Genomic DNA, 22,354 nt, shown 5'->3' on the forward strand with positions numbered 1-22,354 from the left:
GCAGAGAGGACCGTGACATGACCGCACCGCTCGGAGCCGTGGACCCGGCCGCGCACTGGCGGGTCGACGCGCTGGACCTCGACGCGTACCTGCGCCGCGTCGGCCACCGCGGCGCCGTCGCGGCGGACGGCCCCACCCTGCGCGCCCTGCACCGGGCCCACGTCGCCGCGATCACGTTCGAGAACCTGGACGTGATGCTCGGCCGGGGCGTCGAGGTCGACCTGCCCCGGGTGCAGGACAAGCTGGTCCGGGCCGGTCGGGGTGGCTACTGCTACGAACACGGTGTCCTCTTCGGCGCGGTGCTCCAGCGCCTCGGCTACCGGGTGGACCGGCTGCTCGCCCGCACCGGCGACCCCGCCGAGGCCCCCCGCCCGCGCTCCCACCTGGTCCTGCGCGTCGACGACGGCGACCAGGTGTGGCTCGCCGACGTGGGCTTCGGCTCCGGCCTGCTCGAACCGCTGCCCCTGGTCGAGGGCGAGCCGCGGCGGCAGGGCCGGTGGGAATACCGGCTCCGCCGCGGCCTGGACGGCGCGTGGCGGCTCCAGGAACGGACCACTGGCGACTGGGCCACGCTGCAGACCTTCACCGAGGAGCCGCAGTACCCGGTGGACGTCGAGGTCGCCAACCACAACACCGCCACCAGCCCGCACTCGCCGTTCACCAGGCAGCGCATCGTGGTCCGCAAGGACGACGAGTCGGTGCGCCGGCTCATCGACCGCGAGTACGCGCGGGAACGCCCCGGCGACGACACCACCGCCCGGTCGCTCACCGACGAGGAGTACGCCGCCGCGCTCGTCGACGACTTCGGCCTCACGTTGAGCCCGGCCGAGATCGACGCGCTGCTGGCCACCCTGCCGGCACCCACCACGCTGCGGCGCGGCCGGGCCGAGCGCGCGTACACGGGGTGAACGGCGTCGGGGCGGGACCCGATCGGATCCCGCCCCGACGATTCGTGCGCCGTTCGGCTCAGCGGCGGAACTTCTCCGCGTCCGCCTGCGGGATGACCATCGTCGTCTCGCTCTCCGCGGCCTGCTCGGCCGTCGGCTGGCGCGGCGTGGCCGGCGCGGCGCGCTCGGCCGGCGGGATACGGTCGGCGTCGGCGAGCGGCGGGATGACCTGGGTGGCCTCGCCACCGGCCGCCACCGCCGGGTCACTGCCGGACTGGGTCGGGACGGCCTGGGTCGGCTCGGCGGAGCCCGCGTACACCGGCACCGGTTGGGTGCGCTCCGCCTCGGCGTCCCGGGTCACCGGCTGGGTCAGGTCGGCGTCCCGGGTCACCGGCGGGGTCAGCTCGGCCTCGCGGTCCGCGGCGAGGCGGGCCTCCAGGTCCCGCCGGCCGGCCTGGTAGGCGCGGGCGTGGGTGGCGATGGCCCGGGACTCCTCCTCGGCCCGGCTCAGCCAGCTCTCCCAGCGGCTCTGCATCGGCCGGACCAGGCCGCCGCCGACGCCCACCACCAGGATGCCGCCGACGGTGGCCAGCACCGCGATCAGCACCGGCGTGGTCACCGCGGTGGCGACGCCGATCTGGTTGAGCGCGGCGATGACGCCGAGGCCGAGGATGAACACCGAGGCGAGGTTCGCCAGCACCCGGCCGTAGGAGAGACCGCCGAGGGCGCTGGAGATGATGTCCTTCACCGCGCGGGCGATGGCGGCGGCCACCACCACGATGACGATCGCCACGAACGCCTTGGGCAGCCAGGCGACCACGCCGGCGATCAGGTCCGAGATCGGGTTGGGGCCCCAGATGCCGAACGCGAGCTGAAGCGTCACCAGCAGCACCGCGTAGTAGGCGAGCTTGGCGACGATGTCGCTGGCGTCGTACTTCGAACGCGCCAGCGCGGTCTTGATCCCGCCGCGCTCCACGGCCCGGTCGAAGCGCACCCGCTCCAGGACCTTGTCCACCAGCTTGAGCACGGCCTTGGCGATCAGCCAGCCGGCGACCAGGATCGCGACGAACGCGACCGCCTTGGGCAGGAAGAGCATCACCGAGCGGAACGCGTCGCCCACCGCGTCTCCGAAGTTGTCTCTCATCTAAGGGCCTCCACGCACGGGGTCAGGGGTAGTTCCGGGTGGGCCTACCCTGGGCGGCGCGCGGGGAAACGCTCAGCCGCCGGGGCAGCGGTAGCTGACGCGCGTGCCGGCCTGCACCGGCGACGGTTCGACGATGTTGACGGTGGCCGTCCCGGTGGTCGCGCCGACCCCGCTGAACGTCCACTTGAGGGTGAGCGTGGCGGTCCGCTGCCCACCACCGACCCGCTCGCTGAGCAGGGCGCCGGGCGGCGCGTCGGAGCGGAACCACTGGTAGCGGATGGTTCCGGCGTGCCCGTTGGTGCGGACCGTGGCGACCACGTCGACGGTCACGTCGCAGGCCACCCCGGCCGGCCGGGGCACCGCCACCGAGACCTGCTCGACCTCCAACGGCCGCAGCCGCTGCCACAGGTAGAGCCCGACCGCCACCAGCAGCGCGGCGGTGAGCACCGTGGACAGCACCGAGACGACCCGACGCCAGAGCGGGCGCGGCGGGCGGACCGGCGGCGCGACCGGCCAGGCCGGGGCCGGCGGCGGCGTCGCCGGCACGCCCGGGCCGAAGCGCAACTCGCCGCCGGGCGCGGGCGCCGGGACGCCGCTCACCGCCCGCGCGTCCACCGTCGGATCCCGGTACGCCCCGGCGGTCGTTCCCGCGACGCGCGGGTCACCCGCGAGGTGCACGGTCGGGTCCCCACCGGGCGGCCCGGGCACCGCCGGAGGGCCGAAACGCACGGTGTGGTCCGTGCCGGACCACGCGGGCAGGGCGTGGGTGGGCAGCGCCTCGGTGGGCTCCTCCGGCCGGTTCATGCCGGCCGTCCCCGGGTCGGGCTGCGGTGCTGGGCTGCGGGCACGGTCGTACTCCTAGCCGGGGGTGCAGTAGTTGTAGAGCGTCACGTACACCGGTTTCGCCGAGGTCGTCGCGTTGCCGGCGGCGTCGGCGGCGGTGACCTGGATCGGGATGCGGGTGCTCTGCTTCGGCGCGGCCAGCGGGCCGAGCGTGCCGGTGAACACGCCGCGACCGGCGGCGGCCATCCGGACCGTGCCGGTGGCGCCCTCAAGCGTGTAGCGGAACGTGACCTTCAGCGCGGCCGGGCCGCTGCGGTCGTCGGTGACCGGGACGCTGACGGTGCTGCTCTGGACCCCGAACGGGCAGCCCTTCGGTTCGAGCTCACTCGGATCGGCGGCGACGCCGCCGACCACCGGCGCGGTGACGTCCAGCGGGGGCGGCGGCGTGGTGCTGCGCGACGGGGCGGGGGTCGCCGCGCCGGTGGGCGCCGGCGGTCGGGTCGGCGCCCGGGTTCCGTCCGGCGCGGTGGACGGCGTCTCCGCCGGCGGGGTGGCCAGGGCGGACGGCGTGGGGGTCGGGGTGGGGGTGGCGTCCGGGGGCGCGGCGCTCGGCGGGTCCGGTGTGGCCCCGGACGGGTCGGATACGGCCGGCGACGGACCGCCGGGAGCCCCGGCGGCGACCGGGGTCTCGCGGGCGGCGTAGCTGTAGCCGGCGCCGCCGACAAGCACGGCGGCGACCAGGGCGCCGGCCACCAGCACGGTGCGCTTGCGTCCCCGCCGGAGCAGGCCGCCCCGGCCGGTCGCGGCGCCGAGCGCCGTGCTGGCCACCGCGGTGGCGCCCTCCGCCCGGTCCGGGAACGGCCACAGCGCGGCCAGCAGGGCGGCCCGCCGGGCCAGCTCGCGCAGCCCGCGCTCCTCCCACCCGGGGCCGTAACCGGTGCCTGCCACCCGGTCCAGCAGCTCCAGGAAGACCTCGGCCGGTTGCGGCCGCTCGTCCGGACGCTTGGCCATGCCGTGCCGGAGCAGTTCGTGCACCGGCGCGGGCGCCGGATCGGTGGGGATCGGCGCGGTGGCGTGCTGCTCGCGCAGCGAGAGCAGGTCCGGCCCCTGGTACGGGGGTAGCCCGGTGAGGCACTCGAAGAACGTGGCGGTGGCGGCGTAGATGTCGCAGGCGGGGCTGGCCGGGGCGCCCGTCCACTGCTCGGGGGCCATGTAGCGGGGCGTGCCGGAGACGGTCGTGTCGGTGCCTTGGCCGACCGGCATGGCGATACCGAAGTCGGCGAGCTTGCTGAGCCCGCCGCCGGTGACAAGCACGTTCTCCGGCTTGTAGTCGCGGTGCACCACCCCGCGCGCGTGCGCCGCGGCCAACCCGGCGAGCGACCCCCGCAGCACGCAGAGCGCCGCCTCGGGTGTGGTCGGGCCGTGCGCGCGCAGCATCTGTCGCAGCGAGACGCCGTCGACCAGCTCCATCACGATGGCCGCGCCCTGCGGGGACTCGACGTACTCGTAGAGCCGACTCACGTGCGGGTCGTCGATCTCGCCGAGCAGCCGGGCCTCGGCGCGGAAGGCCACCCGGAACGACGACTCCCCGCCGAGGTCGCGGACCAGGTACTTGATCGCGACCGGGGTGCCGGTGGCGTCGTGGGTGGCCAGCACGACACTGCCCGACGCGCCGGCGCCGAGCCGACGGACCGGCGTGTAGCCGGACAGTTGCCAGCCGCTCATGCGACAAACTCCACGGCGTTCCAGGGGCGGATGTCGGTGGCCGCCTCGCTGGTCATTCTGATCGCGCCGGGACGGCCGGCCATCGGCGCAACGGGTGCTTCCGCACGCCGGACGGCGGCCCCAGGCCGGGGACGCCGCCCGGTGCCGGGCCGCGGATGGTCGGTAACGGACACCCCGTCACTGGTAGCAGACGCCGGCAAGCGTCAGCCGGTCGGCCGCTCCCGGTCCGCGGCGCGGCCCAGCGCCACCATCCGGTGCGTCTCCTCGCGCCGGCGCACCAGCAGCACCCCGGCCAGGAACGTGACCGGCGGGACGAGCACCAGCATCGCCCACTGGGCGCCGACCAGCGGGATGGCATGCCCCATGTGGGCCGTGGAGGTCGCCCAACCGGCCAGCGCGCCGTCGATCACCAGGGCGAGGGCGGCGACCGGCGCCAGCAGCACCACGACCCGCCGCCGCACCGGCGGGGCCAGCCGGGCCACGGGTACGCCGACCGCGAGGCACGCCAGCGCGAGCCCGGCGAGGTAGAGGTACATGACCGGCTCGCTGCCGGCGCCCAACCCGTAGAAGCTCTCGTAGGTGACCTCACCCCCGCCGAACAGCGGGCTGGTGACCCGGTTCAGCTCCAGCAGGCCGACCGCCAGGACCGGCCCGACCACCACCGCGGCGAGGCGTGTGCGGCCCAGCACGCGCACCGCCCGGCGTGGCGGCGCCGCCACGCTGAGCGCACCGGCGGCGATCACGGCCAGGGTGAACTGCGGCAGGGTGTCCACCACGTACCCCGGCTGGTCGGTCGCGCCCGGCCCGACCAGCACCAGCCAGCCGCCGACCCCGGCCCAGGCGAGGATCGCCGCGACCCGGCGCAGTCCGACCGCGACGGCCACCGCGACGGCCACCCAACCGGCCAGCCGCAGCCAGTCGACCGGGTCCGTCGCGGGTGGTCGGAACGGCGGCGGCAGGGACGGGTCGACCAGGATCTGGTCCAGCACGTTCTTCCCGGCGGCGGCGGCGAGCACCAGCGCCACCAGCAGCCCGGTGACAGCGGCGGCGTCGGCCCAGGCCGGCTCGGTGAACCCCCGTCCGCCCACCCGCAGCCGGGCCCGCAGCCCGGCCCCCACCAGGTCGACCGTGTCGGCGAGACCCGGGCGGGTCTGCCCCGGCCGCGCGTCGGCCATCAGCACGGCCAGCATCTCCTCCTCGTACACCCGGCGGTGGGCCCAGGGGTGGACGGCCAGCAGCCGGCGGTAGCGGCGCTCCAACTCCTCGCTCAAGAGATTCCCCCCTCGGGCAGCAGGCCGGCGACGCGCAGGCGACGGCCAGCGGTGTCCGCGTGCCGGCGCATCCGGGCCACCTCGTCGGCGAGCCGCGTGGCACCCAGCGCGGTGAGCCGGTAGTAGCGGCGCAGCCGGGACTGCACCACCTCCTCCCGGTCGACCTCGATCAGGCCGTCGGACCGCAGGCGGTCCAGGACGGCGTAGAGGGTGCCGGCGCGCAGCCGGACCCGCCCGTCGGAGATGCGCAGCACGTCCTCGACGACCGCGTAGCCGTGCCGGGGCTCCTCGGCCAGGGCGGTGAGCACGAGGAACGTCGGCTCCCGCAGTGGAGTGTCATTCATCCCCGAAGAATATACCGCTCATCGGTATATGCGGGTGCCAGGTTTTCATCACCGATGGTGATCTGCGAGTGGGACGAGGGCAGTCAGCGGCGGCGGGACGGGGGGACGCCCTGGGGCGGGGGCCGGCGCAGGAGCCAGAGGGGGTTGCTCGCGGCGATGACTGTGTCATCGCGGTCGCGGATCTGGGTGCGCACGTACGCGCCGCCACCGACCCGCACCGGCAGGTCGTGCCAGCCCTGCCGCAACTGCCGCCACGGCACGTGTCCGGTTCGGATCGCCGGGGTCGGGTCCGCGGCGCCGGCCAGGTCGACCTCGCCGGTGACCACCTCCAGGGTGGCGCCGGCCGGCAGGTCGGTGGCGCGCAGCCGGACCGTGGCGGTGTCCTCGGCGACGGTGGGCAGCGCGCCCATGGCGCTGCGGCCACCGAGTTCCAGGTCCAGCGCGCCCCGGTAGCGGGCCAGGTCGGCGAAGTAGGCCTGCCCGGCGCGCAACGCGGCGACCAGGTCGTCGCGGCCGGTCGAGGCGGCCCAGACGGAGGTGACGTGCCGGTCCCGACCGGCCCGCCAGTCGGTGCCGTCGTGGTCGTCGGTCACCCCCACCGCGGTCAGCGGGATGGCGTTGCGGGCCGCCACGTCGTACGCCCAGAGGTGGTCCTCGACCGGCGTCCGTCCGATCTCGATCAGGTCCACGCCGAGCGCGCGCCGGGTGACAAGCAGCCGGGCCAGCGAGTCGCGCCGCTCGGCGTCAAGCGGATGATTCCAGCAGACCACGCCGCCGTGGGCGTGCAGGAACTCGACCATCCGCTCGGTGGCGTCGACGTCGTTGTCCCGGTACGGCGGGGACGGGAAGCGCGGCAGCGTGCCGTCGCCGCCGAACCAGTTGAGGTGCCGCACCATGGACACCTCGTACGCCCGATGGTGGGTGACGCCCGGGTACGCCCCGGCGTAGCCGCGCAGCACCTCGGCGCGCATCTCCTCCCCGGCCTGCCCGGCCCGCCGGGCGCGGTCGAAGACCAGCCGGTCCACCAGGTACGCGCCGCGCGCGCCACCGGTGACGGTCACGCCGAGACGCAGCCCGCGCAGCGAGTTGTCGCCGGCCACCAGGTCGGGCCAGAGCCGCCGGACGTCGGCGAGCAGCGCGAACGTGTGCCGCCGCCAGGCGCCGGCCGGGGCGGGGAGGTCGACGGTGCCGTGCCGGCCGTCGACGGTGTGCCGGACGGTGTCCGCCGCGCCGAGGCGGTAGCGCAGCACGAGTTGGCCGGCGGGGCGGCCGGGTCCGGCCGGGTGGTGGGACAACGCGATCTCGACGGTGAGCGTGGCGTGCGGGCCGGCCACCTCGGGCCGCACGTCGAGGTGCAGCGTGGTGTCGGAGATGTTCCCGGTGTGCGTCCAGTTCCACGCCTTGCCCGCGTACCAGTGGGTGCCGGCGCCGGTGGCGGTGAGGCGCAGCGCGCGGCCGGGGCCGTCGGGCGCGTCCGGCGCGGCGACGAAGTCGGCGGTCGAGTCGGTGAGCCGCCCCTCGGTGGCCGGCCGCCAGGTCCAGGCCAGGCCGCCCTCCAGTTCCTCCGGGCCGTCGAAGTGCACGACGCGGCGGTGGTCGTGGGCGGCGACCCGGAAGTCGTGGTCGGTCCACCAGAGCACGTCGACGGCGTTGCGGCGGGCCTGGTCGAGGTGGGCGGCGTAGCTGGCGACGCCCTCGCTGAACGAGGCGTGCAGGTGCATGGCCATGCTTACCGGCCGGCGTCCGCGGGCCGGCTGCGGCCGGTCGCGGGTGGCGGCCAGCCCGAGCGGTACGCCGACCCCGGCGACCGCCAGCCCGCCCGCCGCGGCCAGCACGGTGCGCCGGCCCGGTCGCGCCCCACCGCCCATCGCCATCCCCCTCCCCTCCGCCCGCGCGACCAGCGTACGGGCGGGCCGGCCGGCCCCGTCGATCTTGGACTTGTGGCGCCAGGGAATGTCGAATTCGTCGGACTTCGGAGGTGCCACAAGTCCAAGATCGACGGAGAAGCGGCGAGCGGGTGCGGTATTTGTCCTCTGGCGCTCACGGGAGTGTTGGCAATATTCTTCGGATTGCGCGCCTTACTTGGAGTTCCTTTACATCGCCCGGCCCCGGTCGGGTCGGCGAGGAGATGCCATGCACTTCGATCATTCCGAGCTGGACCGTCGTACGCTGCTGCGGGCCGGCCTCGGCGCCGCCACCGTCGCGGTCGTCGGGAGCGAGCTCGCGCTCCCGACCGCCGCGCAGGCCGCGCCGGGCGCGGACCTCGACTGGATCATCAGCTGTGACGGGTGGGCCGCCCGCCCGCCGTCGGGCGCGCTGTTGGTAAGCGCGATCCCCACCAACAAGATCATCCTGCACCACATGGCGTTCCCCAACGTCACCGACTACTCGAAGGAGCACGCCGAGCAGCTCGCCCGCGACTGCCAGGACCTGCACATGGACGGCAACGGCTGGTCGGACACCGGGCAGCACTTCACGGTGAGCCGGGGCGGTCACGTCCTGGAGGGACGGCACGGCAGCCTGGAGCGGCTGCGGGCCGGCGACAGGCAGATGATCGCCGCGCACTGCCCGGGTGAGAACGGCCGGGCCATCGGCGTCGAGAACGAGGGCACCTACGTCACCGAGACGCCGCCGGAGGCACTGCTCGACGGGTTGGCGCGGCTCTGCGTCGCGATCTGCCGGCAGTACGGGCTGCACGCGCACGACATCTTCGGCCAGCCGAAGCTGACACAGTTACACTGAGGGCATGCGTGTCCTAGCCCCCATCCGGATCAGCAACCTTACCGATGAGACGACCTCTCCTCAACGCCAACGAGCAGACATCTCCTCTGACGAGCTGGTCCGCAGAGCGGACCATGTTGAGTTCGTGGAGGATCTAGGAGTCTCGGCGGACAAGTTCAGCCCCTTCGAGAGACCCAACCTGGGTCCCTGGCTGAAGAGCAGGCAGGATGAGTATGACGCCTTGGTGTTCGCCAAGGCTGACAGAGCCATCCGCAGCATGATGGATATGCACGAGCTGTCCAAGTGGGCCATGAGTCATCGAAAGATCATCGTGTTCGTGACTGGTCCCGCTGGTGGACCTCGCATGGAGCTAGATTTCCGGCGAGGTCCACTGGACCCAATCAGTAGTCTCATAGTCATGATCTTCGCCTTTGCTGGCGAGATCGAGGTGAGCCAGATCAAAGGGCGAGTAAAGGACTCTCAGGCTCTAGCTAGAGCGGAAAATCGCTGGCATGGAGGCTATCCTCCATATGGCTACAAGACCCAAAGGCACCCTTCCGGAAAGGGTTGGGTGCTAGTGGTGGATGACCAGGCTAAGAGCACTCTCGAAGAGATTGCTGAGCAGTGTCGTAATGGTGTATCGCTAGACGCTATCTGCGCTCAATTAACAGCCAAGGGCGTTCTGACGCCCTTAGACCTTCACAGAAGCCGTAGCGGCAAGCCCACTCGGGGAACCAAGTGGAGCAGACAATCCCTGAAGTCACTCCTCTCCTCCAAGACTCTACTGGGGATCGAGGAATACGAAGGTAAGGTTGTCTACGACAACAACGGCTTACCCGTTCAGCGCTCAGAGCCGGCCATTAGCCGGGCTGACTGGGATGATATCCAGGGGCATCTTCAGCGCATCAAGAAGGGACCCTTCAAAAGGTCTCGCACCACCAGTCCTATGCTCGGAATTGCCTTCTGCTTGGTCTGCGGAGGAGCGATGTATCGAGCCGTTGCAGGCCCTTCGGGGCGTACGAAGGAGTATTACCGGTGCAAAAACCGGATCGGTGGCGAAAAAGACTGCAAAACTCGCTACATTCTCGCTGAATCGGTCCATAGAATCATCGAAGATGAATTCCTGGGTCACGTTGGCGATTTTGAAGCCCTCGAAGAGGTGTGCTCTACTGGTGAGTCTCATGCCGAAGAGCTGAAAGACGCTCAGGAGGCTCTTAATGACCTCCTAGAGATGGTCAAGGGTAAGCCTGAGGCTGTCAAAGGCATCTATCGACAACAGATCGCGGCCACTGAGAGCAGAATCGTCACCCTGAGCGCTCTGCCCGAGCGCAAAGCCGGTAAGACCTACCGCCCCATGGGCGTACTCTACCGAGACCTCTGGACATCCTCAGACCTCTCAGAGCGCCGGGAGGTGCTTCTCCGCATCGGTGCTCGCCTAGAGATCGCTAGAGCCGGGGGCAGTTGGGTATCCCTGGGCCGCTTTGAGCGAGCAGAGAGAGACGACCAGGCCGTCAGTATGAACGTATTTGACGGAATCCAGTACGCCTTCTACGTTCCGAGGAACATCCTTGAGGCTTTGACTGGACATTCTCCTAAACAGTAGCTACCTTGGAGTCTTGGGGGTCGGGAGGGGGCATCTTTCGCGGGGTGCGCTTCTGCAATACACCCGACCCCCATTCACCCCCTTCGGAGGAGAGCAGATGTACGCCCAGATGGCTCCTGAGAACAAGTCAGCCACCCAGGCCATGTGGGTTGGGGTCCTCGCCTTAGTGCTCGGCTGGTGCACCTTGTTCATCCCGAATGTGATCGCAGCCATCCTCGGCCACATGGCTCTGAGAGAGATCCGAGCAACCCACCAAGTTGGCCGGGGGAAGGCCGTAGCAGCCCTCTGGATGGCCTATACGCCTGTGGCGCTCTTTACCCTAGGGGTTACCCTAGCGATAATCCAAAACTAGCTTACAGAAGCTCTCAGGCCCCCTAACGGGGGCCTTTTTCATGGCCTTAGTAGGCCACTTCCCAGGAGGAACAACTGAATATGGCCGATCTTACTATCTTGGTGCCCACTCGTGGGCGCATCGGTAATGCCCTGAAGCTGCTGAAGCAGTTCCGGGAGGTCTGCCAGGCAGACACTGAGCTTATCTTCGTGATCTCTGCCGATGATCCCGATCACGACCTCTACTACTGGCACCTTACACAGGCTGGCGGCAAGGCTGTCACTGTCACCGTGGATCCCGACCTCCCGGGCGTAGTAGCACCCCTGAATGCCGGCGTTGAAGCCGTCAGGGACAGCCTGGGGTTCGCTGTTGGCTTCATGGGTGATGACCACTGCCCTCGCACCCTGGGGTGGGATCAGAAGCTCCTTGACAGCCTCCGGGAGATGAAAACTGGTATCGCCTACGGCAACGATCTCCTTCAGGGCGAGAAGATGGCTACCGCCGTGGTGATGACCTCCGACATCCCGAAGACTCTCGGCTTTATGACTCCGAAGGTCTTCCAGCACTACTGCCTCGATCTCGTATGGATTGACTGGGGCAAGGGCCTCGGTAAGCTGGCGTACCGCGATGATGTCATTATCGAGCATATGCATCCGGTGATGCGCAAGGCCCGGAATGATGCCACGTACGCCCGTACTGAGGGTCTTTTGACCGAGGACTCTAATGAGTACCTGAAGTACATGAATACGGCGTTCAGTGGCGACGTGGAGGCCCTTTCCGGGCTTCTTGAGGAGAAGCCTAAGCCGGCTCCCGCCAAGAAGGCTCCCGCTAAGCGGGCTCCGCGCAAGGCGGTGCAGAAGTGAATTATCTGTTCGCTCCCTGCGAGTCCCGAGCGCGTGATTTTCTCAAGAATAACCACTTCGGTCTAGATGATCGCACTATTGTGGTTTTGGACAGCTACAGTAGTGAGGGAAGACGCTATTTCGATAACGATCGAATTTATGTCCTCGATGGTGTTTCTTCGAGGACTCTTGCGACCATTCAACAGTCCATTCGGCTTGGTCGGGTCAACCCTCCGCTTATCTCGGTGGAGGAGCGATGAGTGAGCGCAAGCCCGACGAAGCCAAGGTGAACCGCAACCCCGTTGTTCACAGCGTCGGTAACCTCCAATGGGACGGTATCCGCAGAGGCCCTGAGTTGGCTGATGAGGAACCTGACATCAAGTGGTGTGACCGCACCCTAAAGTTCTGGCGAACCTGGCAGGAATCAGCTCAGGCGATGTTGATGACTGACACCGACTGGGAGGAAATGCTTACCACAGCCCTACTCCACAACAACCTTTGGGGTTGGCACATTGAGGTGGATAAGACCAATGGGGGCTTCATTGATGTCCCATGCTCACCGAAGGACGCAAAATCTCTTTCTGACTCCATCCGCATCCGGCTGGAAAAGATGGGAGCCACGATCAAAGACCGTGGCTCCCTGGGAATGCGTGTCGGCGCTGGTGCTGCCGATGTCGTTAAGGCTGCTGAGGCGGAGGCTCAGAAGGCGAGTCGTTCTGGGGTGGACTACCGGTCCCGCCTTCGCGGGGAAGATCCTGAGCCCTCCTAAGGACAGCTCGGATCTTGACGAAGAACTGGTCGTTAACCTTTCCTCGCATTCTCGCCGAGTGCACAGAGTGCAGAGAGACATATGTTCGCCTAGCAGCCACTGCGATCTCTTCGATACAGTCCTCAATGGTGTCTAACTCTTCTACATTTCGTTCACCGTAGCCATTCCAGTGGTTCCCGGCGTTGTCCGCGTACTTCATAGTGCAGCTCCACAACAAAGACAAGTGGCGACGATAAAAACCAAGGCGACGATAAGGATCAGGGCTGCCCCTGCTTCTCCGTTGGTGGGGGTCGGGCTAACCCTCGGCCCCCTATCGGCATCAAAGTTCAAGCGGGTTCCATCTCTCGTTGCGAGTCTGCTTGACGCCCACGTGAACGAGGCAGTGAATCTTGCCTTCGGCACGCGGCATAGGACAGGTTTCCATGGTCTTCATGTCGATGATGAACAGGCACCCTGGATCGTCCTCTGGACGAATTCTCCAAGAGCCCTCGCCTTCGAGGGCTGTGCCGGTCATTGCATCTTCACTGCAACGCCGGACTCCTTGAATCCGGGGGTTTCGTTGACCTCGGCCAGAATCCTCTTTCGTACGTCCTGACGAACTGCTGAGTTCAGACTGTTGAGGTCATCCGTGGGCCATTCCCCACGGTTCTTGATAGCCCACACCACTGGATCAACATCCAGTAGGAGGTGCACAGCGACCCTCATAGGGCACACTCCTCACGTTTGGCGACGTAGCGCCAAGAGTATCACGAACTTACATACAACTCAATATCCAAGTCCCAGGAGGACGCTATGGCCCAAGGAGGGCTGCCACCTGGGCTCCCGGAAGATCACGGGTATCAGACCCTAGGTTGGGACCTCCTTGATTGGGCCTCCACCTACCTGGCCCAGCCTGACGGCATCAACAAGGGCCGAGGCTGGGAGTTCACAGACGACCAGGCCAAGTTTTTGCTCTGGTTCTACGCCCTTCACCCTGACTCGAAATTCGATTTCGAGGCTGGCAAATTCGCCCGGGGTGGATGGCTCTTCCGCCGAGCCTACAGAGAGCGCGCTAAGGGTGTCGGCAAGACACCAATGGTCGCCGCTATTGCTTCCACAGAGCTTTTAGGCCCCGTGCAGTTCGATGGGTTTGACGCCTACGGCAATCCCGTGGGTAGACCTCATCCAAACCCCCTCGTTCAGCTAGCCGCTGTATCCGAGTCTCAGGCAGATCAGACGATGGTTCTGATTAACTCGATGCTTGCCAACGGCGCGGCTGAGAGTGAATACGGACTAGACATTGCGCTTTCTAGAATCTATGTCCCTAACGGCGGAAAGTTGGAGAAGGTAACCGCAAGTCCGCGTTCGCGTGAGGGTGCTAGGCCAACATTCGTCGTCCTTGAAGAAACGCACAACTGGGTACCTGCGGAAAGAGGCCCTGAGTTCGCAGAGGTATTGCGTCGTAACCTCGGTAAACTCGATGGACGATCTATCGAGGTTACTAACGCTCCGCTCCCCGGTGAGAACTCGGTAGCTGAGGCTTCCCATCGAGAGTTCAGCCGGCTAGCGGCCGATGGAAATCTCGGAGGTGTGCTCTTCGACTCAGAGAGCATCCACGTAGAGGATGTCAAAGACCCCGAGCAGGCTATCCCTGCTTTGCAGTGGATTTACCGCAACTCCCCGTGGGTTAACATCAATCGTATCTTCGAGGAGATTTGCGACTCCAACACTCGTGAATCGAGCGCGCGGAAGTTCTACTTCAACGAGATCGTCATCGGCGAGTCAGGCTGGCTCAAGAAGGCTGAGGTCGAGAAGGTCCGTAAACCGGACCTAAAGCCCCTCAAGAAGTCCGACAAGATTGCCCTTGGCTTCAAGGGCGCTATGAGGAATGGTGCTGCTGCCGTTGTGGCAGTCAGGCTTACCGACCAGGCTGTCTTTCTTCTCAAAATGTGGGAGAAGCCTGAGAGCGCTGATCGCTCCTGGGAAGTCCCGTATTACGAGGTCGATCAGTATGTCCGGAAGCAACTGGAAAAGCGGAACGTCTACAGCGTGTTCGCCGATCCACACCAATTCCAGGACATCATCGGTAAATGGGCCGCAGACTACGAGGATTGTAGCGTAGAGGAATTCTGGCTTACCTCGAAGGCTAAGTACGCCAAAGCCATCGAGGGCTTCGAGAGTGGCGTTCGGAGTGAACGGATCGTCTGGAACGATCAAACGGACCTTGAACGACACATTCTCGCCTGCCACATCCTCGAAACTCCGCAGGGGGACATTCTCCGCAAGGAGACCTCCGATTCAAAGAGATATATCGCTGCCGCACAAGCGGCAGTGCTAGCGCACGCAGCGTGCATGCAGGCAATCGAAGATGGCGCTCTCGCCCCGGAGGTGGATCGCATGATGTATGCCTGGTGACGCATAACTGAATAAGGGGGTGAGGGCTTGGCAACTTACACCGGAGATATCACGGTTCCACCGGGGAATCAGGCAGCAGGACTGCCGTATTCTTGGAATCCGTCGATCTTCAATGGAGCGGGTGCTAATTTCCCTCCCGGAAGCCCTGAGTGGTGGCTATTCAATGGAATGCTAGCCATCGAGGGTAAGCAGGCTTACCACACTGTACGAGAGCGGTATGTATCCGGAGATCACCCTCTCCCTAATGGTGACCGAAGGTATGTCAAGGCTCTTCGAGACTTCCAAGAGAAGTCGCTGACTAACTACGTAGCTCTAGCTACGAACGCGATGATTCCGCGTATGCGCGTTAAAGGCTTCCGATTCGGCTCCTACGAGCCTCAGAAGCCCTCTCCCTCTCCTAGTACCAACCCTGAGGGGAAAACGCCTCAGAATGGCTCTCAGGGGCCTCAAAAGGCCGATTCTGAGGGTAGCCGGGGCCTCGCTGACAAAGACGCTCGTCTCGTCTGGATGGCCAACGACATGGACTTCCAGATGGATCAGTTCCTGACCTGGGCTGCGACCTATGGCGAGAGCTATCTCCTGGTGGGTCCAGAGGACCCCGAGACCAACGAGCCGACGATTACTGTCGAGCATCCCAAGCTCTGTCATGTGTTCGCTGATCCTGTCAGGCCCACTCGGGCTCTGGCTGGTGTCCGGCTTTGGCGGGATGCCTACCTGGGGCAGATGGTAGCGGTTGTCTACCTGTCTGACGGCAGCGTACATGCGTACACGGGTCCCCAGAATGGGGAATCCGTCCCAGCTAGTACAGCGTTCGCAAACAACGCTTTCAAGCGTCTCAGCGTCCAGCAGAACTCGATTGATGAGGTTCCGCTTGTCAGGTGCCAGTGGCGTCCTGACGGCAAGGCTGAAGCTGAAGACGCCTTCGAGATTCAGGACCGGATCAACCTCACCATCCTGAACCGGTTGGTTATCTCGAAATCTCAGGCTTACCGGCAGAAGTGGCTGACCGGAGGTCAGATTGCTGCTGCCAAAAAGGGCAGGAAGGGTGTAGACCAGAAACCTCCGTTTGATCCTGGTGCAGACACCCTCTGGCATGTCCCGGCTCCTGATGCCAAATTCGGCGATTTCGATCAGGTCGACATCACGCAAATCCTGAATTCAGTACGTGATGACGTGCTCGATTTCGCTGCCCTGTTGCAGCTCCCGGCCCACTATCTCATGGGCCGAATGGCGAACATCTCTGGTGACACCCTGACCCAGGCTGAATCCGGGCACAAGCTCAGAACTCAGGCCCGTCAGCGCTCTGTCGGGTGGGCCATTGAGAAAGCTATGCGGCTGGTCTTCAAGTACAAGGGAGACCTCAAGAAGGCTAAGGAGCTGGACGCAGAAGTCATCTGGGGAGACGCGGAAATCCGCAGTCTCGCTGAGAAGGCTGATGCCGCTGTGAAGTTCGCTCAGGCGTTCGCTCAGGCCCCGCCGTTCATGATCCCTGTGCTGGCTCAGATGATGGATCTGGATCCGGATCAGGTTGAGCAGCTTACCGCTGCTGCCGAGGCTTACCAGGCTGAACAGCGGGCCAGGGAAGACCAAATGATGAAGCAGCAGGCAGATACGCAAATGGCCCTCGCCAAGGAGGGCGCTAAGGCTAAGGCTGGCTCTGGTGGCCAGTCCTCGAATACCAAGAAGTCCTAGAAGGATGGTTATAGATATGTCCGGAGAGACCGCCCCGGAGGCGACTGAGAACACCACTGAGGTTACTGACGGCACCACCGAGGGTGCATCCAAGGAGACCGCTTCCAAGCTCGAAGAGCTTGAGAAGGATGACCTCATCGAGCTTGCCAAGAGTCTCCGCAAGGAGAACGCGGCTAAGCGCGTCAAGAACCGTGAGACCGAGCAGGAGCTTGAAGAGTTCCGCAAGTGGAAAGACTCGCAGAAGTCCGAGCTTGAGAAGGCTCAGGAGCGCGCTGAGAGCCTTCAGAAGGAGAATCACTCCCTTCTGAAGACTTCGATTGCCCTGGGCGCTGGTCTGACCATGGATGATGTCGAGTTCATTAGTGGTGACACTCCGGAGGACATGAAGGCTTCCGCCGAGAAGCTGGCCGCTCGGGTCAAGACTACCGGCACTAAGCCGAACACTACAGATGTGTTCGCTGGCACCCGAGGTGTCTCCACGGGTGAGGGCTCGAAGGATGCCACTCAGATTGCCAACGAATACATGTCCCAGCTCATCTGGGGTCGCAACTAATCTCTCTTAGACGAAGGACAACTTAATATGGCCATTCAGACCACCAAGGGTCTTTACCGCCACGAGCAGGATGCGTCGATCAATTCGGTCGGCAACCGCGTTCGTGAGCTTCCTCCGGAGGTTGCCTCCGGTATTCTGGACGACGTTCTCACCGGCTCCGCCGCGCTTCAGCTCGGCTCTGTTTCGCGAATGACTCGCCGGGAGAAGATTTTCACCCTGACCGAGACCCTTCCGGACGCCTACTGGATTAAGGGTACGGCTGCCACGGATAAGCCGTCGTTCGGTCCTGGCAGTTCTCAGACTGACGGTAGTCGTGAGGCGAAGGATCTCGCGATGAAGCAGACGACCAGCATGACTTGGTCTCAGAAGCGGATGGAAGCCGAAGAGATGGCCGTCTTGGTGCCGCTTCCGGACACCTGGGCTGCTGACTCGGATGTCGACTTCGGCGAGATCAAGCCCTACCTCGTTGAGGCTATGGCTAAGAAGCTGGACGCTGCGATCCTCTTCGGGGAGGAGATCCCGAACTCCTGGGCTGCCAACGGCTTCCACGGTATTCTTCCGGACGCTATTGCGGCCGGCAACTCCGTGAACGCTGCGAACATCGGCACCAGTCCCGGGCAGTTTGTTGACCTGGCTGACGCTATCGCTGCGATGTCGGAGACGATGGCTGAGGACGGCTACGACCCGTCCGGTTTCGTGACCTACCCCGGCTTTAAGTGGAAGCTGGTTCGGCTTCGTGACGCCAACAAGAACCCGATCTTCGACGGTGCGCTGACCAGCTCGCCTACGGGTCAGGGTATCTACGGTCAGAGCCTCGCTGAGGTGCGGTCCGGCATTTGGAACACTCACAAGGACGACGCCCTGATGATCGCTGGTCAGTGGGACACGCTGAAGATCGGTATCCGGCAGGATATCGAGTTCGCTGTTACCGACTCGGCTCCGATTTTCGCTCAGGACGGCACCCTTGTCCTGAACACCTTCCAGCAGGACGCGAAGGTTCTGCGTGCAACCTTCCGGGTTGCCGCGAACGTCATCAACCCGCTTAAGCGGCTGGGTGGTGAGTACCCCTTCTCGGTGCTGCGTCCGGACGCTGATTTCTCTAGCTAATCCAGAAAGAGAGGGGCCGGTTAATTCCGGCCCCTCTCCCGAGGATCATGCGATCTAGATGCGGCTACCGTCGCCAAACGAACCGCACCCTTCTCGCACTTCACTCTTCCCGTAAAGCCCCTAGATAGGAATTCCTTCCAGTGCGGATCTTGGGTTATACCCATGCATACCCCGGCCCGATGAAGCATCAAGCCGGGGGCGAAACCTCGCTACATGATGCTCTGCGGCACCTCGCTGCGCAAGGTCATGATGTCATGATCCTGGTTGGTGAGCCAACTCCGGTCCCCAGCTACGAGCTGGACGGCGTACAGGTACGAACGGTCCAGACGGACGCAGAGGCCAAGGCAGCTCCACTCAACCTGTTCCCTTGGGCTGATGTCGTCGTGACGCAGCTCAAGTGCTCCTACCGGGGTGCTCTGGTGGCCCAGATGATGGGTAAGCCAGTGGTGCACTACGCCCACAATGACCACAAGGGCACTCGAAAGCCCCTGGGAATATCCCACCTGGGGCTCTATAACACCGAGTGGGTCCGGCAGAGCTGCCGGGATAGCGGAGTCTCTACCCCCGGGATCGTGCTACACCCCGTAGTTGAACCGGAGCGGTACAGAGTCGACTCTCCTGGCGAGTGCGTCACCCTCATCAATCTCAGCATGGGCGCTGACGGGTTGTATGACAAGGGGTATGCGACCTTCTTTGAGCTTGCTCGGAGGAATCCTGATCTGCCGTTCCTGGCAGTCAAGGGAGCCTACGGCGAGCAGGCCTACGAGGATCTTCCGAATGTGGAGTACATGCCCCACCAGGAAGACATCCGGGAGGTCTACAAGCGCACCAGGGTTCTCCTGGTGCCCAGTAAGTATGAGTCCTTCGGACGTGTCGCTGTAGAGGCTGCTGCCTCTGGGATTCCAAGTATCTGCACTCCTACCGATGGCCTCATTGAGGCAATGGGAGACTCGGCAAGGTACGCCGTGTACGGAGACTACAACAAGTGGAATTCGGCCCTTCACGGGGCTCTCGGGCAGCCTAACGAGCCATCTTCGCAAGCCCGTTCCGAATTCCTCTGGCGACAGTCCCAGGAAGAGCTTGAAGAGCTTTCCCTGATCTTTGAAATCCTCGGGTCCGCTGGACTTCAGGAACTCTACGATTACCTTGCAGTGAGGTAACTGTGTTCACTATCGCTGACCTTGAAGTTCCGCTGAAGAGGTCTATCGACCCTGCCGAAGAGCCGTACTACCAGTACATGATTGACCAGGTTACGGCGTACATCGAGAACGTGACTGGGATTGCTTTCTCTCTGCACACCAACGAGACGGTTCGATACCGAGCTGATGGCCATGGTGTAGTTGAGCTGATCGGCCCCGTTGTTTCCGTCGCCTCGATTACTCCGCTTATTCAATCGAACTATACCTACCGCTATGACGGTTGGTATTGGATTGCCTCCGAGTGGAATGGCCTCGACGAGATCGATGGCCTGGCTCCGTATGAAGTAGTCGACGTGACGTACACCTACGGCTACGACATCGAAGAGGTCCCCGCCGACATCAAGGGTGTCGCTATTTCTGTGGTTCTCGGTGAGCTGAATGGCCGGACTCCGGAAGACCTCGAAGAGAAGACCGTGGGGGACGTGACCTACAAGTGGCGTGTCTCCGAGGCAAACTTCGATTCCTTCGGGCTGGACGTGATCCGTTCCTATCAGGGGGTGGCTCGGACATGGCGTCTCTAGGCAATGAAACCGTAATCCTCCGCCGGGCTCCACTAGTCAAGGATGCTCGCTCGGGGAGCATGGTTCGCGACTGGGAGAACGCCGAGGAAACCCCTCTTCCCGGCTGCTCGGTGCAGCCGTTTCCATTGGCGGAGAAGCTGAATTACGAAGTCTCTGACAACCGAGAGTTCGCTCGGTCTTCTGTGAGGGTCTACAGCCCCCCTGAGAACGTCTCTCCCGAGCCAACGGATCGGTTCCTGTACCGAGGCAGGGAGTATGAACTCTTTGGCTTCACAAGCGAACTGGTAGACCTCGAAGGGGTCCTTGACCACATTGCCTTCATCGGACGAATCCGGGAGGGCTAGTGGCTTGGAGAGTCGGAACCCCGAAGATCGATGGCAAGAAGATGCTCGCCATCGTCGATGGTCCAAAGTACGCAGAGTACGCAAAGAAGCAGGCAAGCACCCTGAAGGACCTTGCCATCGAGATTTACAACGAGCGCTATAAGGCAGGGCCTTACCGTACGTCCAATACCTCACCTCCCCGATATGTGGAGGTGTTCAAGGTCCGGAAGATCGGTCGCAACTGGCGACTTGTCAACGAAGACCCTGGTGCTGTCTGGGTCGAATGGGGAGCCCATCCGGGCGGTAACCCTGATGTAGAGATCCTGAAGTACGCCCCGATGAGGACCGCTCTGGATCGGCTCGAATCACAAGAGAGGCTGAGATAATTGCCTCCGTTTATTCGTCATGGGGATGCTGCTGCTGCAATTATCGACATCCTCACAAACTACACCCCTGAGCTTGAGACTCTAGGAGTCGACAACATCGCCAAGGATCTTGTCGGCTGGACGAAGGACAAGACTTGGATTCAGGTGTCCCAAGAGGGCGGCCTGAAGGTGTGGCCGAAGATTAACAAGCCTCGCATCGATATTGATGTCTATTGTCCCGACCCGAACAAGTGCGCAGACATCATCGATATCGCAGAGGCAAGCGTCCTCCGTGCTCAGTTCCAATATAGAGGCTGGGGAATCCGGCTTCACCGGGTGGTGGAGGAAGTCGGAGCCATTGAGGCTTACGACAAGCAGGAAGAGACGCCCCGGTACTTTGCGACTCTTCGCCTAACTACCACCCCCGACCCAGAGACCATGCCATGAAGCAATGTAAAGGCTGCCTAGTTGATAAGCAGATTCGCGATTTCCCGCGCTACAAGAACGGCAAGCCCCGGACGACATGCTACGAATGCCATGCTGCTAGGAGTCGGGCATACTACCGCGAGAATTCAGCCAAGGTAATTGCTAGACAGGTTAGCTATCTCAGGCAAAAGAGGTACGGAGTATCCGCTGAAGATATTGACCTGATGCTAGCCGATCAAGTGGGTCTCTGCGCCATCTGCGAGGAGCCCATGAGCCCCTTCTGTGTGGATCACGACCACGTTACCGGAGCGGTTAGAAAGCTTCTGTGTTCTAGCTGCAACTCGGCTTTAGGGATGCTTCGAGATAATCCTAAACTGGCCGATCGTGCTGCGGAATATCTCCGCGAGCACGGCAGGTAAAACTGCATAACAACTAAATAGGAGTCTATATGGCTACCAATTACAACCCGAGTCAGGTTCGGCTCGCTCCCGATGGTCGCGTCCTCGTCGCTCTGCTCGGTACCGCCGAGCCGGCTGACGTTACCGCCGAGTGGGACGATGCCTTCAAGGAGCTTGGTTGGGTGACCGAGGACGGCGTTTCCGTTACCCCCTCGGTCGATACTAACGACATCATGATGTGGCAGAGCATTACCGCTGTCAAGCGGCCTCTGACCGGCATGGGCCTTGAGGTCAGTATGGCTCTGGGTTCGCACAACAAGAGCACCCTTGGCCTGTACTTCCTCAACTCGACTGTCACTAACGCCTCCGGCGTTGCTCGGCTTGAGATGGCGAACGCTCCTGTTAGCCAGGAGGTCATGCTCGGTATCGAGTGGACCGACGACGAGGGTGATGTCAACCGCCTGGTTCTGCCCCGAGTCACCATGACCGACCGCGAGGCCATCAATCTTCAGCGCTCTGACGCTGTGGCTCTCGGTATCACCTTCTCTGCTCTGGCTGGTCCGGACGGCTACAGCGCTGTTCTGCTGTCGAACAACACCGACCTGCTTAGCTAAACGAATTCAACCCAATCCCCCGAAACTTACAATTCAACAGAGGAATTTAAAGTGACTGCTCAGGAAGCTGTTAAGAATGAGGCGCAGGACGCCAATGTGGTTTTCGAGTTCCGTGGCAAGGAGTTTACCTTGCCGCCGAACCTGAACGAGGCTGATGGCGATGTGCTTGAGCACTATGAGAACGACAAGCCGATTGCGGCTCTGAAGGCTCTGCTTGGTGAAGACCAGTTCGCGGAGTACAAGGCTGTCGTCCGGCCGAAGGTCAAGGACCACATCGAGTTCATCGGTGAAGCCTTCAAGGCCCTGGGCACGTCCTCGGGGGAATAGCCTGGCTCGCAAAGC

At 64.1% G+C, this 22,354-nt stretch carries 25 protein-coding genes; 18 read left to right on the forward strand and 7 right to left on the reverse strand.

The genetic code is table 11. The annotated features are described in order from the left end of the window. The first annotated feature begins 17 nt into the window (after window positions 1-17). The gene (locus SM450_RS09460) at window positions 18-908 is read left to right on the forward strand and encodes an arylamine N-acetyltransferase family protein (RefSeq protein WP_474619315.1); all 891 of its coding nucleotides are present in this window, start codon (window positions 18-20) and stop codon (window positions 906-908) included. Window positions 909-966: 58 nt separating this feature from the next. Here SM450_RS09460 and SM450_RS09465 read toward each other — a convergent pair whose 3' ends face one another. From SM450_RS09465 to SM450_RS09490, 6 genes are all read right to left on the reverse strand, one after another. After that, complete coding sequence (locus SM450_RS09465; RefSeq protein WP_474619316.1) at window positions 967-2,031, reverse strand: membrane protein; 1,065 nt, start codon at window positions 2,029-2,031, stop codon at window positions 967-969. Window positions 2,032-2,103: 72 nt separating this feature from the next. Then, window positions 2,104-2,835, reverse strand: coding sequence for a hypothetical protein (locus SM450_RS09470; RefSeq protein ID WP_474619317.1), 732 nt, complete (start codon window positions 2,833-2,835; stop codon window positions 2,104-2,106). Window positions 2,836-2,889: 54 nt separating this feature from the next. Next, complete coding sequence (locus tag SM450_RS09475; RefSeq protein ID WP_474619318.1) at window positions 2,890-4,539, reverse strand: serine/threonine-protein kinase; 1,650 nt, start codon at window positions 4,537-4,539, stop codon at window positions 2,890-2,892. A gap of 203 nt (window positions 4,540-4,742) precedes the next feature. Next, window positions 4,743-5,810 carry a hypothetical protein gene (locus SM450_RS09480; protein ID WP_474619319.1) on the reverse strand — a complete coding sequence of 356 codons (1,068 nt, stop codon included), beginning with the start codon at window positions 5,808-5,810 and terminating at the stop codon, window positions 4,743-4,745. Beyond that, the gene (locus SM450_RS09485) at window positions 5,807-6,154 is read right to left on the reverse strand and encodes a PadR family transcriptional regulator (RefSeq protein ID WP_474619320.1); all 348 of its coding nucleotides are present in this window, start codon (window positions 6,152-6,154) and stop codon (window positions 5,807-5,809) included. The genes SM450_RS09480 and SM450_RS09485 overlap by 4 nt, the downstream gene beginning before the upstream one ends. Before the next feature lie 83 nt (window positions 6,155-6,237). Then, window positions 6,238-8,139: a hypothetical protein gene (locus tag SM450_RS09490; protein ID WP_474619321.1), complete on the reverse strand. Its 1,902-nt coding sequence runs from the start codon at window positions 8,137-8,139 to the stop codon at window positions 6,238-6,240. Between the two features lie 148 nt (window positions 8,140-8,287). Between SM450_RS09490 and SM450_RS09495 the strand changes: the two genes are divergently transcribed. The 5 genes from SM450_RS09495 to SM450_RS09515 all read left to right on the forward strand — a co-directional run bounded on the left by SM450_RS09495 (window position 8,288) and on the right by SM450_RS09515 (window position 12,420). Next, entirely contained in the window at window positions 8,288-8,896 is a 609-nt protein-coding gene (locus SM450_RS09495; RefSeq protein WP_474619322.1) for a peptidoglycan recognition protein family protein, read from the forward strand. 4 nt (window positions 8,897-8,900) lie between these two features. Continuing rightward, a complete protein-coding gene (locus tag SM450_RS09500) occupies window positions 8,901-10,478 on the forward strand; it encodes a recombinase family protein (protein ID WP_474619323.1) in 1,578 nt (525 codons plus the stop codon). A gap of 97 nt (window positions 10,479-10,575) precedes the next feature. Further along, window positions 10,576-10,830 (forward strand): DUF4190 domain-containing protein, encoded by a 255-nt coding sequence (locus tag SM450_RS09505; protein WP_474619324.1) that lies wholly within the window; start codon window positions 10,576-10,578, stop codon window positions 10,828-10,830. An 80-nt stretch (window positions 10,831-10,910) separates the two neighbouring features. Continuing rightward, window positions 10,911-11,672, forward strand: coding sequence for a hypothetical protein (locus SM450_RS09510; RefSeq protein WP_474619325.1), 762 nt, complete (start codon window positions 10,911-10,913; stop codon window positions 11,670-11,672). 235 nt (window positions 11,673-11,907) lie between these two features. Beyond that, the gene (locus SM450_RS09515) at window positions 11,908-12,420 is read left to right on the forward strand and encodes a phage terminase small subunit (protein ID WP_474619326.1); all 513 of its coding nucleotides are present in this window, start codon (window positions 11,908-11,910) and stop codon (window positions 12,418-12,420) included. A gap of 319 nt (window positions 12,421-12,739) precedes the next feature. On the opposite strand, the gene SM450_RS09520 is transcribed toward SM450_RS09515, so the two are convergent. Then, window positions 12,740-12,934, reverse strand: a complete 195-nt coding sequence (locus SM450_RS09520; RefSeq protein ID WP_474619327.1) for a hypothetical protein — start codon at window positions 12,932-12,934, stop codon at window positions 12,740-12,742. A 278-nt stretch (window positions 12,935-13,212) separates the two neighbouring features. Between SM450_RS09520 and SM450_RS09525 the strand changes: the two genes are divergently transcribed. From SM450_RS09525 to SM450_RS09580, 12 genes are all read left to right on the forward strand, one after another. After that, window positions 13,213-14,814, forward strand: coding sequence for a hypothetical protein (locus SM450_RS09525; RefSeq protein ID WP_474619328.1), 1,602 nt, complete (start codon window positions 13,213-13,215; stop codon window positions 14,812-14,814). 339 nt (window positions 14,815-15,153) lie between these two features. Then, window positions 15,154-16,506: a phage portal protein gene (locus SM450_RS09530; RefSeq protein ID WP_474619329.1), complete on the forward strand. Its 1,353-nt coding sequence runs from the start codon at window positions 15,154-15,156 to the stop codon at window positions 16,504-16,506. A gap of 16 nt (window positions 16,507-16,522) precedes the next feature. Continuing rightward, the gene (locus tag SM450_RS09535) at window positions 16,523-17,059 is read left to right on the forward strand and encodes a hypothetical protein (protein ID WP_474619330.1); all 537 of its coding nucleotides are present in this window, start codon (window positions 16,523-16,525) and stop codon (window positions 17,057-17,059) included. A gap of 27 nt (window positions 17,060-17,086) precedes the next feature. Continuing rightward, a complete protein-coding gene (locus SM450_RS09540; protein ID WP_474619331.1) occupies window positions 17,087-18,166 on the forward strand; it encodes a phage major capsid protein in 1,080 nt (359 codons plus the stop codon). Window positions 18,167-18,420: 254 nt separating this feature from the next. Then, window positions 18,421-19,326: a glycosyltransferase gene (locus SM450_RS09545; protein WP_474619332.1), complete on the forward strand. Its 906-nt coding sequence runs from the start codon at window positions 18,421-18,423 to the stop codon at window positions 19,324-19,326. A gap of 2 nt (window positions 19,327-19,328) precedes the next feature. Beyond that, window positions 19,329-19,886: a hypothetical protein gene (locus tag SM450_RS09550; RefSeq protein ID WP_474619333.1), complete on the forward strand. Its 558-nt coding sequence runs from the start codon at window positions 19,329-19,331 to the stop codon at window positions 19,884-19,886. Further along, window positions 19,874-20,230, forward strand: a complete 357-nt coding sequence (locus SM450_RS09555; RefSeq protein WP_474619334.1) for a hypothetical protein — start codon at window positions 19,874-19,876, stop codon at window positions 20,228-20,230. Before SM450_RS09550 ends, SM450_RS09555 begins: the two co-directional genes overlap by 13 nt. After that, window positions 20,230-20,595 (forward strand): hypothetical protein, encoded by a 366-nt coding sequence (locus SM450_RS09560; protein WP_474619335.1) that lies wholly within the window; start codon window positions 20,230-20,232, stop codon window positions 20,593-20,595. Before SM450_RS09555 ends, SM450_RS09560 begins: the two co-directional genes overlap by 1 nt. Beyond that, on the forward strand, window positions 20,596-21,021 hold the full coding sequence (locus SM450_RS09565) for a hypothetical protein (RefSeq protein WP_474619336.1): 426 nt from the start codon (window positions 20,596-20,598) through the stop codon (window positions 21,019-21,021). After that, window positions 21,018-21,419, forward strand: a complete 402-nt coding sequence (locus tag SM450_RS09570) for an endonuclease VII domain-containing protein (RefSeq protein ID WP_474619337.1) — start codon at window positions 21,018-21,020, stop codon at window positions 21,417-21,419. The genes SM450_RS09565 and SM450_RS09570 overlap by 4 nt, the downstream gene beginning before the upstream one ends. Window positions 21,420-21,448: 29 nt before the next feature. Next, window positions 21,449-22,012: a phage tail tube protein gene (locus tag SM450_RS09575; RefSeq protein ID WP_474619338.1), complete on the forward strand. Its 564-nt coding sequence runs from the start codon at window positions 21,449-21,451 to the stop codon at window positions 22,010-22,012. A 51-nt stretch (window positions 22,013-22,063) separates the two neighbouring features. Beyond that, on the forward strand, window positions 22,064-22,339 hold the full coding sequence (locus SM450_RS09580; RefSeq protein WP_474619339.1) for a hypothetical protein: 276 nt from the start codon (window positions 22,064-22,066) through the stop codon (window positions 22,337-22,339). Window positions 22,340-22,354: the final 15 nt, after the last annotated feature.

The sequence above is a fragment of the Micromonospora marincola genome (assembly GCF_056150385.1).

Excerpts from the sequence above, each read along its gene's own strand:
- SM450_RS09460 (WP_474619315.1), top strand. The coding sequence starts at position 18 with ATGACCGCACCGCTCGGAGCCGTGGACCCGGCCGCGCACTGGCGGGTC.
- SM450_RS09465 (WP_474619316.1), bottom strand. The coding sequence starts at position 2,031 with ATGAGAGACAACTTCGGAGACGCGGTGGGCGACGCGTTCCGCTCGGTG.
- SM450_RS09470 (WP_474619317.1), bottom strand. The coding sequence starts at position 2,835 with ATGAACCGGCCGGAGGAGCCCACCGAGGCGCTGCCCACCCACGCCCTG.
- SM450_RS09475 (WP_474619318.1), bottom strand. The coding sequence starts at position 4,539 with ATGAGCGGCTGGCAACTGTCCGGCTACACGCCGGTCCGTCGGCTCGGC.
- SM450_RS09485 (WP_474619320.1), bottom strand. The coding sequence starts at position 6,154 with ATGAATGACACTCCACTGCGGGAGCCGACGTTCCTCGTGCTCACCGCC.
- SM450_RS09495 (WP_474619322.1), top strand. The coding sequence starts at position 8,288 with ATGCACTTCGATCATTCCGAGCTGGACCGTCGTACGCTGCTGCGGGCC.
- SM450_RS09500 (WP_474619323.1), top strand. The coding sequence starts at position 8,901 with ATGCGTGTCCTAGCCCCCATCCGGATCAGCAACCTTACCGATGAGACG.
- SM450_RS09505 (WP_474619324.1), top strand. The coding sequence starts at position 10,576 with ATGTACGCCCAGATGGCTCCTGAGAACAAGTCAGCCACCCAGGCCATG.
- SM450_RS09510 (WP_474619325.1), top strand. The coding sequence starts at position 10,911 with ATGGCCGATCTTACTATCTTGGTGCCCACTCGTGGGCGCATCGGTAAT.
- SM450_RS09515 (WP_474619326.1), top strand. The coding sequence starts at position 11,908 with ATGAGTGAGCGCAAGCCCGACGAAGCCAAGGTGAACCGCAACCCCGTT.
- SM450_RS09520 (WP_474619327.1), bottom strand. The coding sequence starts at position 12,934 with ATGACCGGCACAGCCCTCGAAGGCGAGGGCTCTTGGAGAATTCGTCCA.
- SM450_RS09525 (WP_474619328.1), top strand. The coding sequence starts at position 13,213 with ATGGCCCAAGGAGGGCTGCCACCTGGGCTCCCGGAAGATCACGGGTAT.
- SM450_RS09530 (WP_474619329.1), top strand. The coding sequence starts at position 15,154 with ATGCGCGTTAAAGGCTTCCGATTCGGCTCCTACGAGCCTCAGAAGCCC.
- SM450_RS09535 (WP_474619330.1), top strand. The coding sequence starts at position 16,523 with ATGTCCGGAGAGACCGCCCCGGAGGCGACTGAGAACACCACTGAGGTT.
- SM450_RS09540 (WP_474619331.1), top strand. The coding sequence starts at position 17,087 with ATGGCCATTCAGACCACCAAGGGTCTTTACCGCCACGAGCAGGATGCG.
- SM450_RS09545 (WP_474619332.1), top strand. The coding sequence starts at position 18,421 with ATGATCCTGGTTGGTGAGCCAACTCCGGTCCCCAGCTACGAGCTGGAC.
- SM450_RS09555 (WP_474619334.1), top strand. The coding sequence starts at position 19,874 with ATGGCGTCTCTAGGCAATGAAACCGTAATCCTCCGCCGGGCTCCACTA.
- SM450_RS09570 (WP_474619337.1), top strand. The coding sequence starts at position 21,018 with ATGAAGCAATGTAAAGGCTGCCTAGTTGATAAGCAGATTCGCGATTTC.
- SM450_RS09575 (WP_474619338.1), top strand. The coding sequence starts at position 21,449 with ATGGCTACCAATTACAACCCGAGTCAGGTTCGGCTCGCTCCCGATGGT.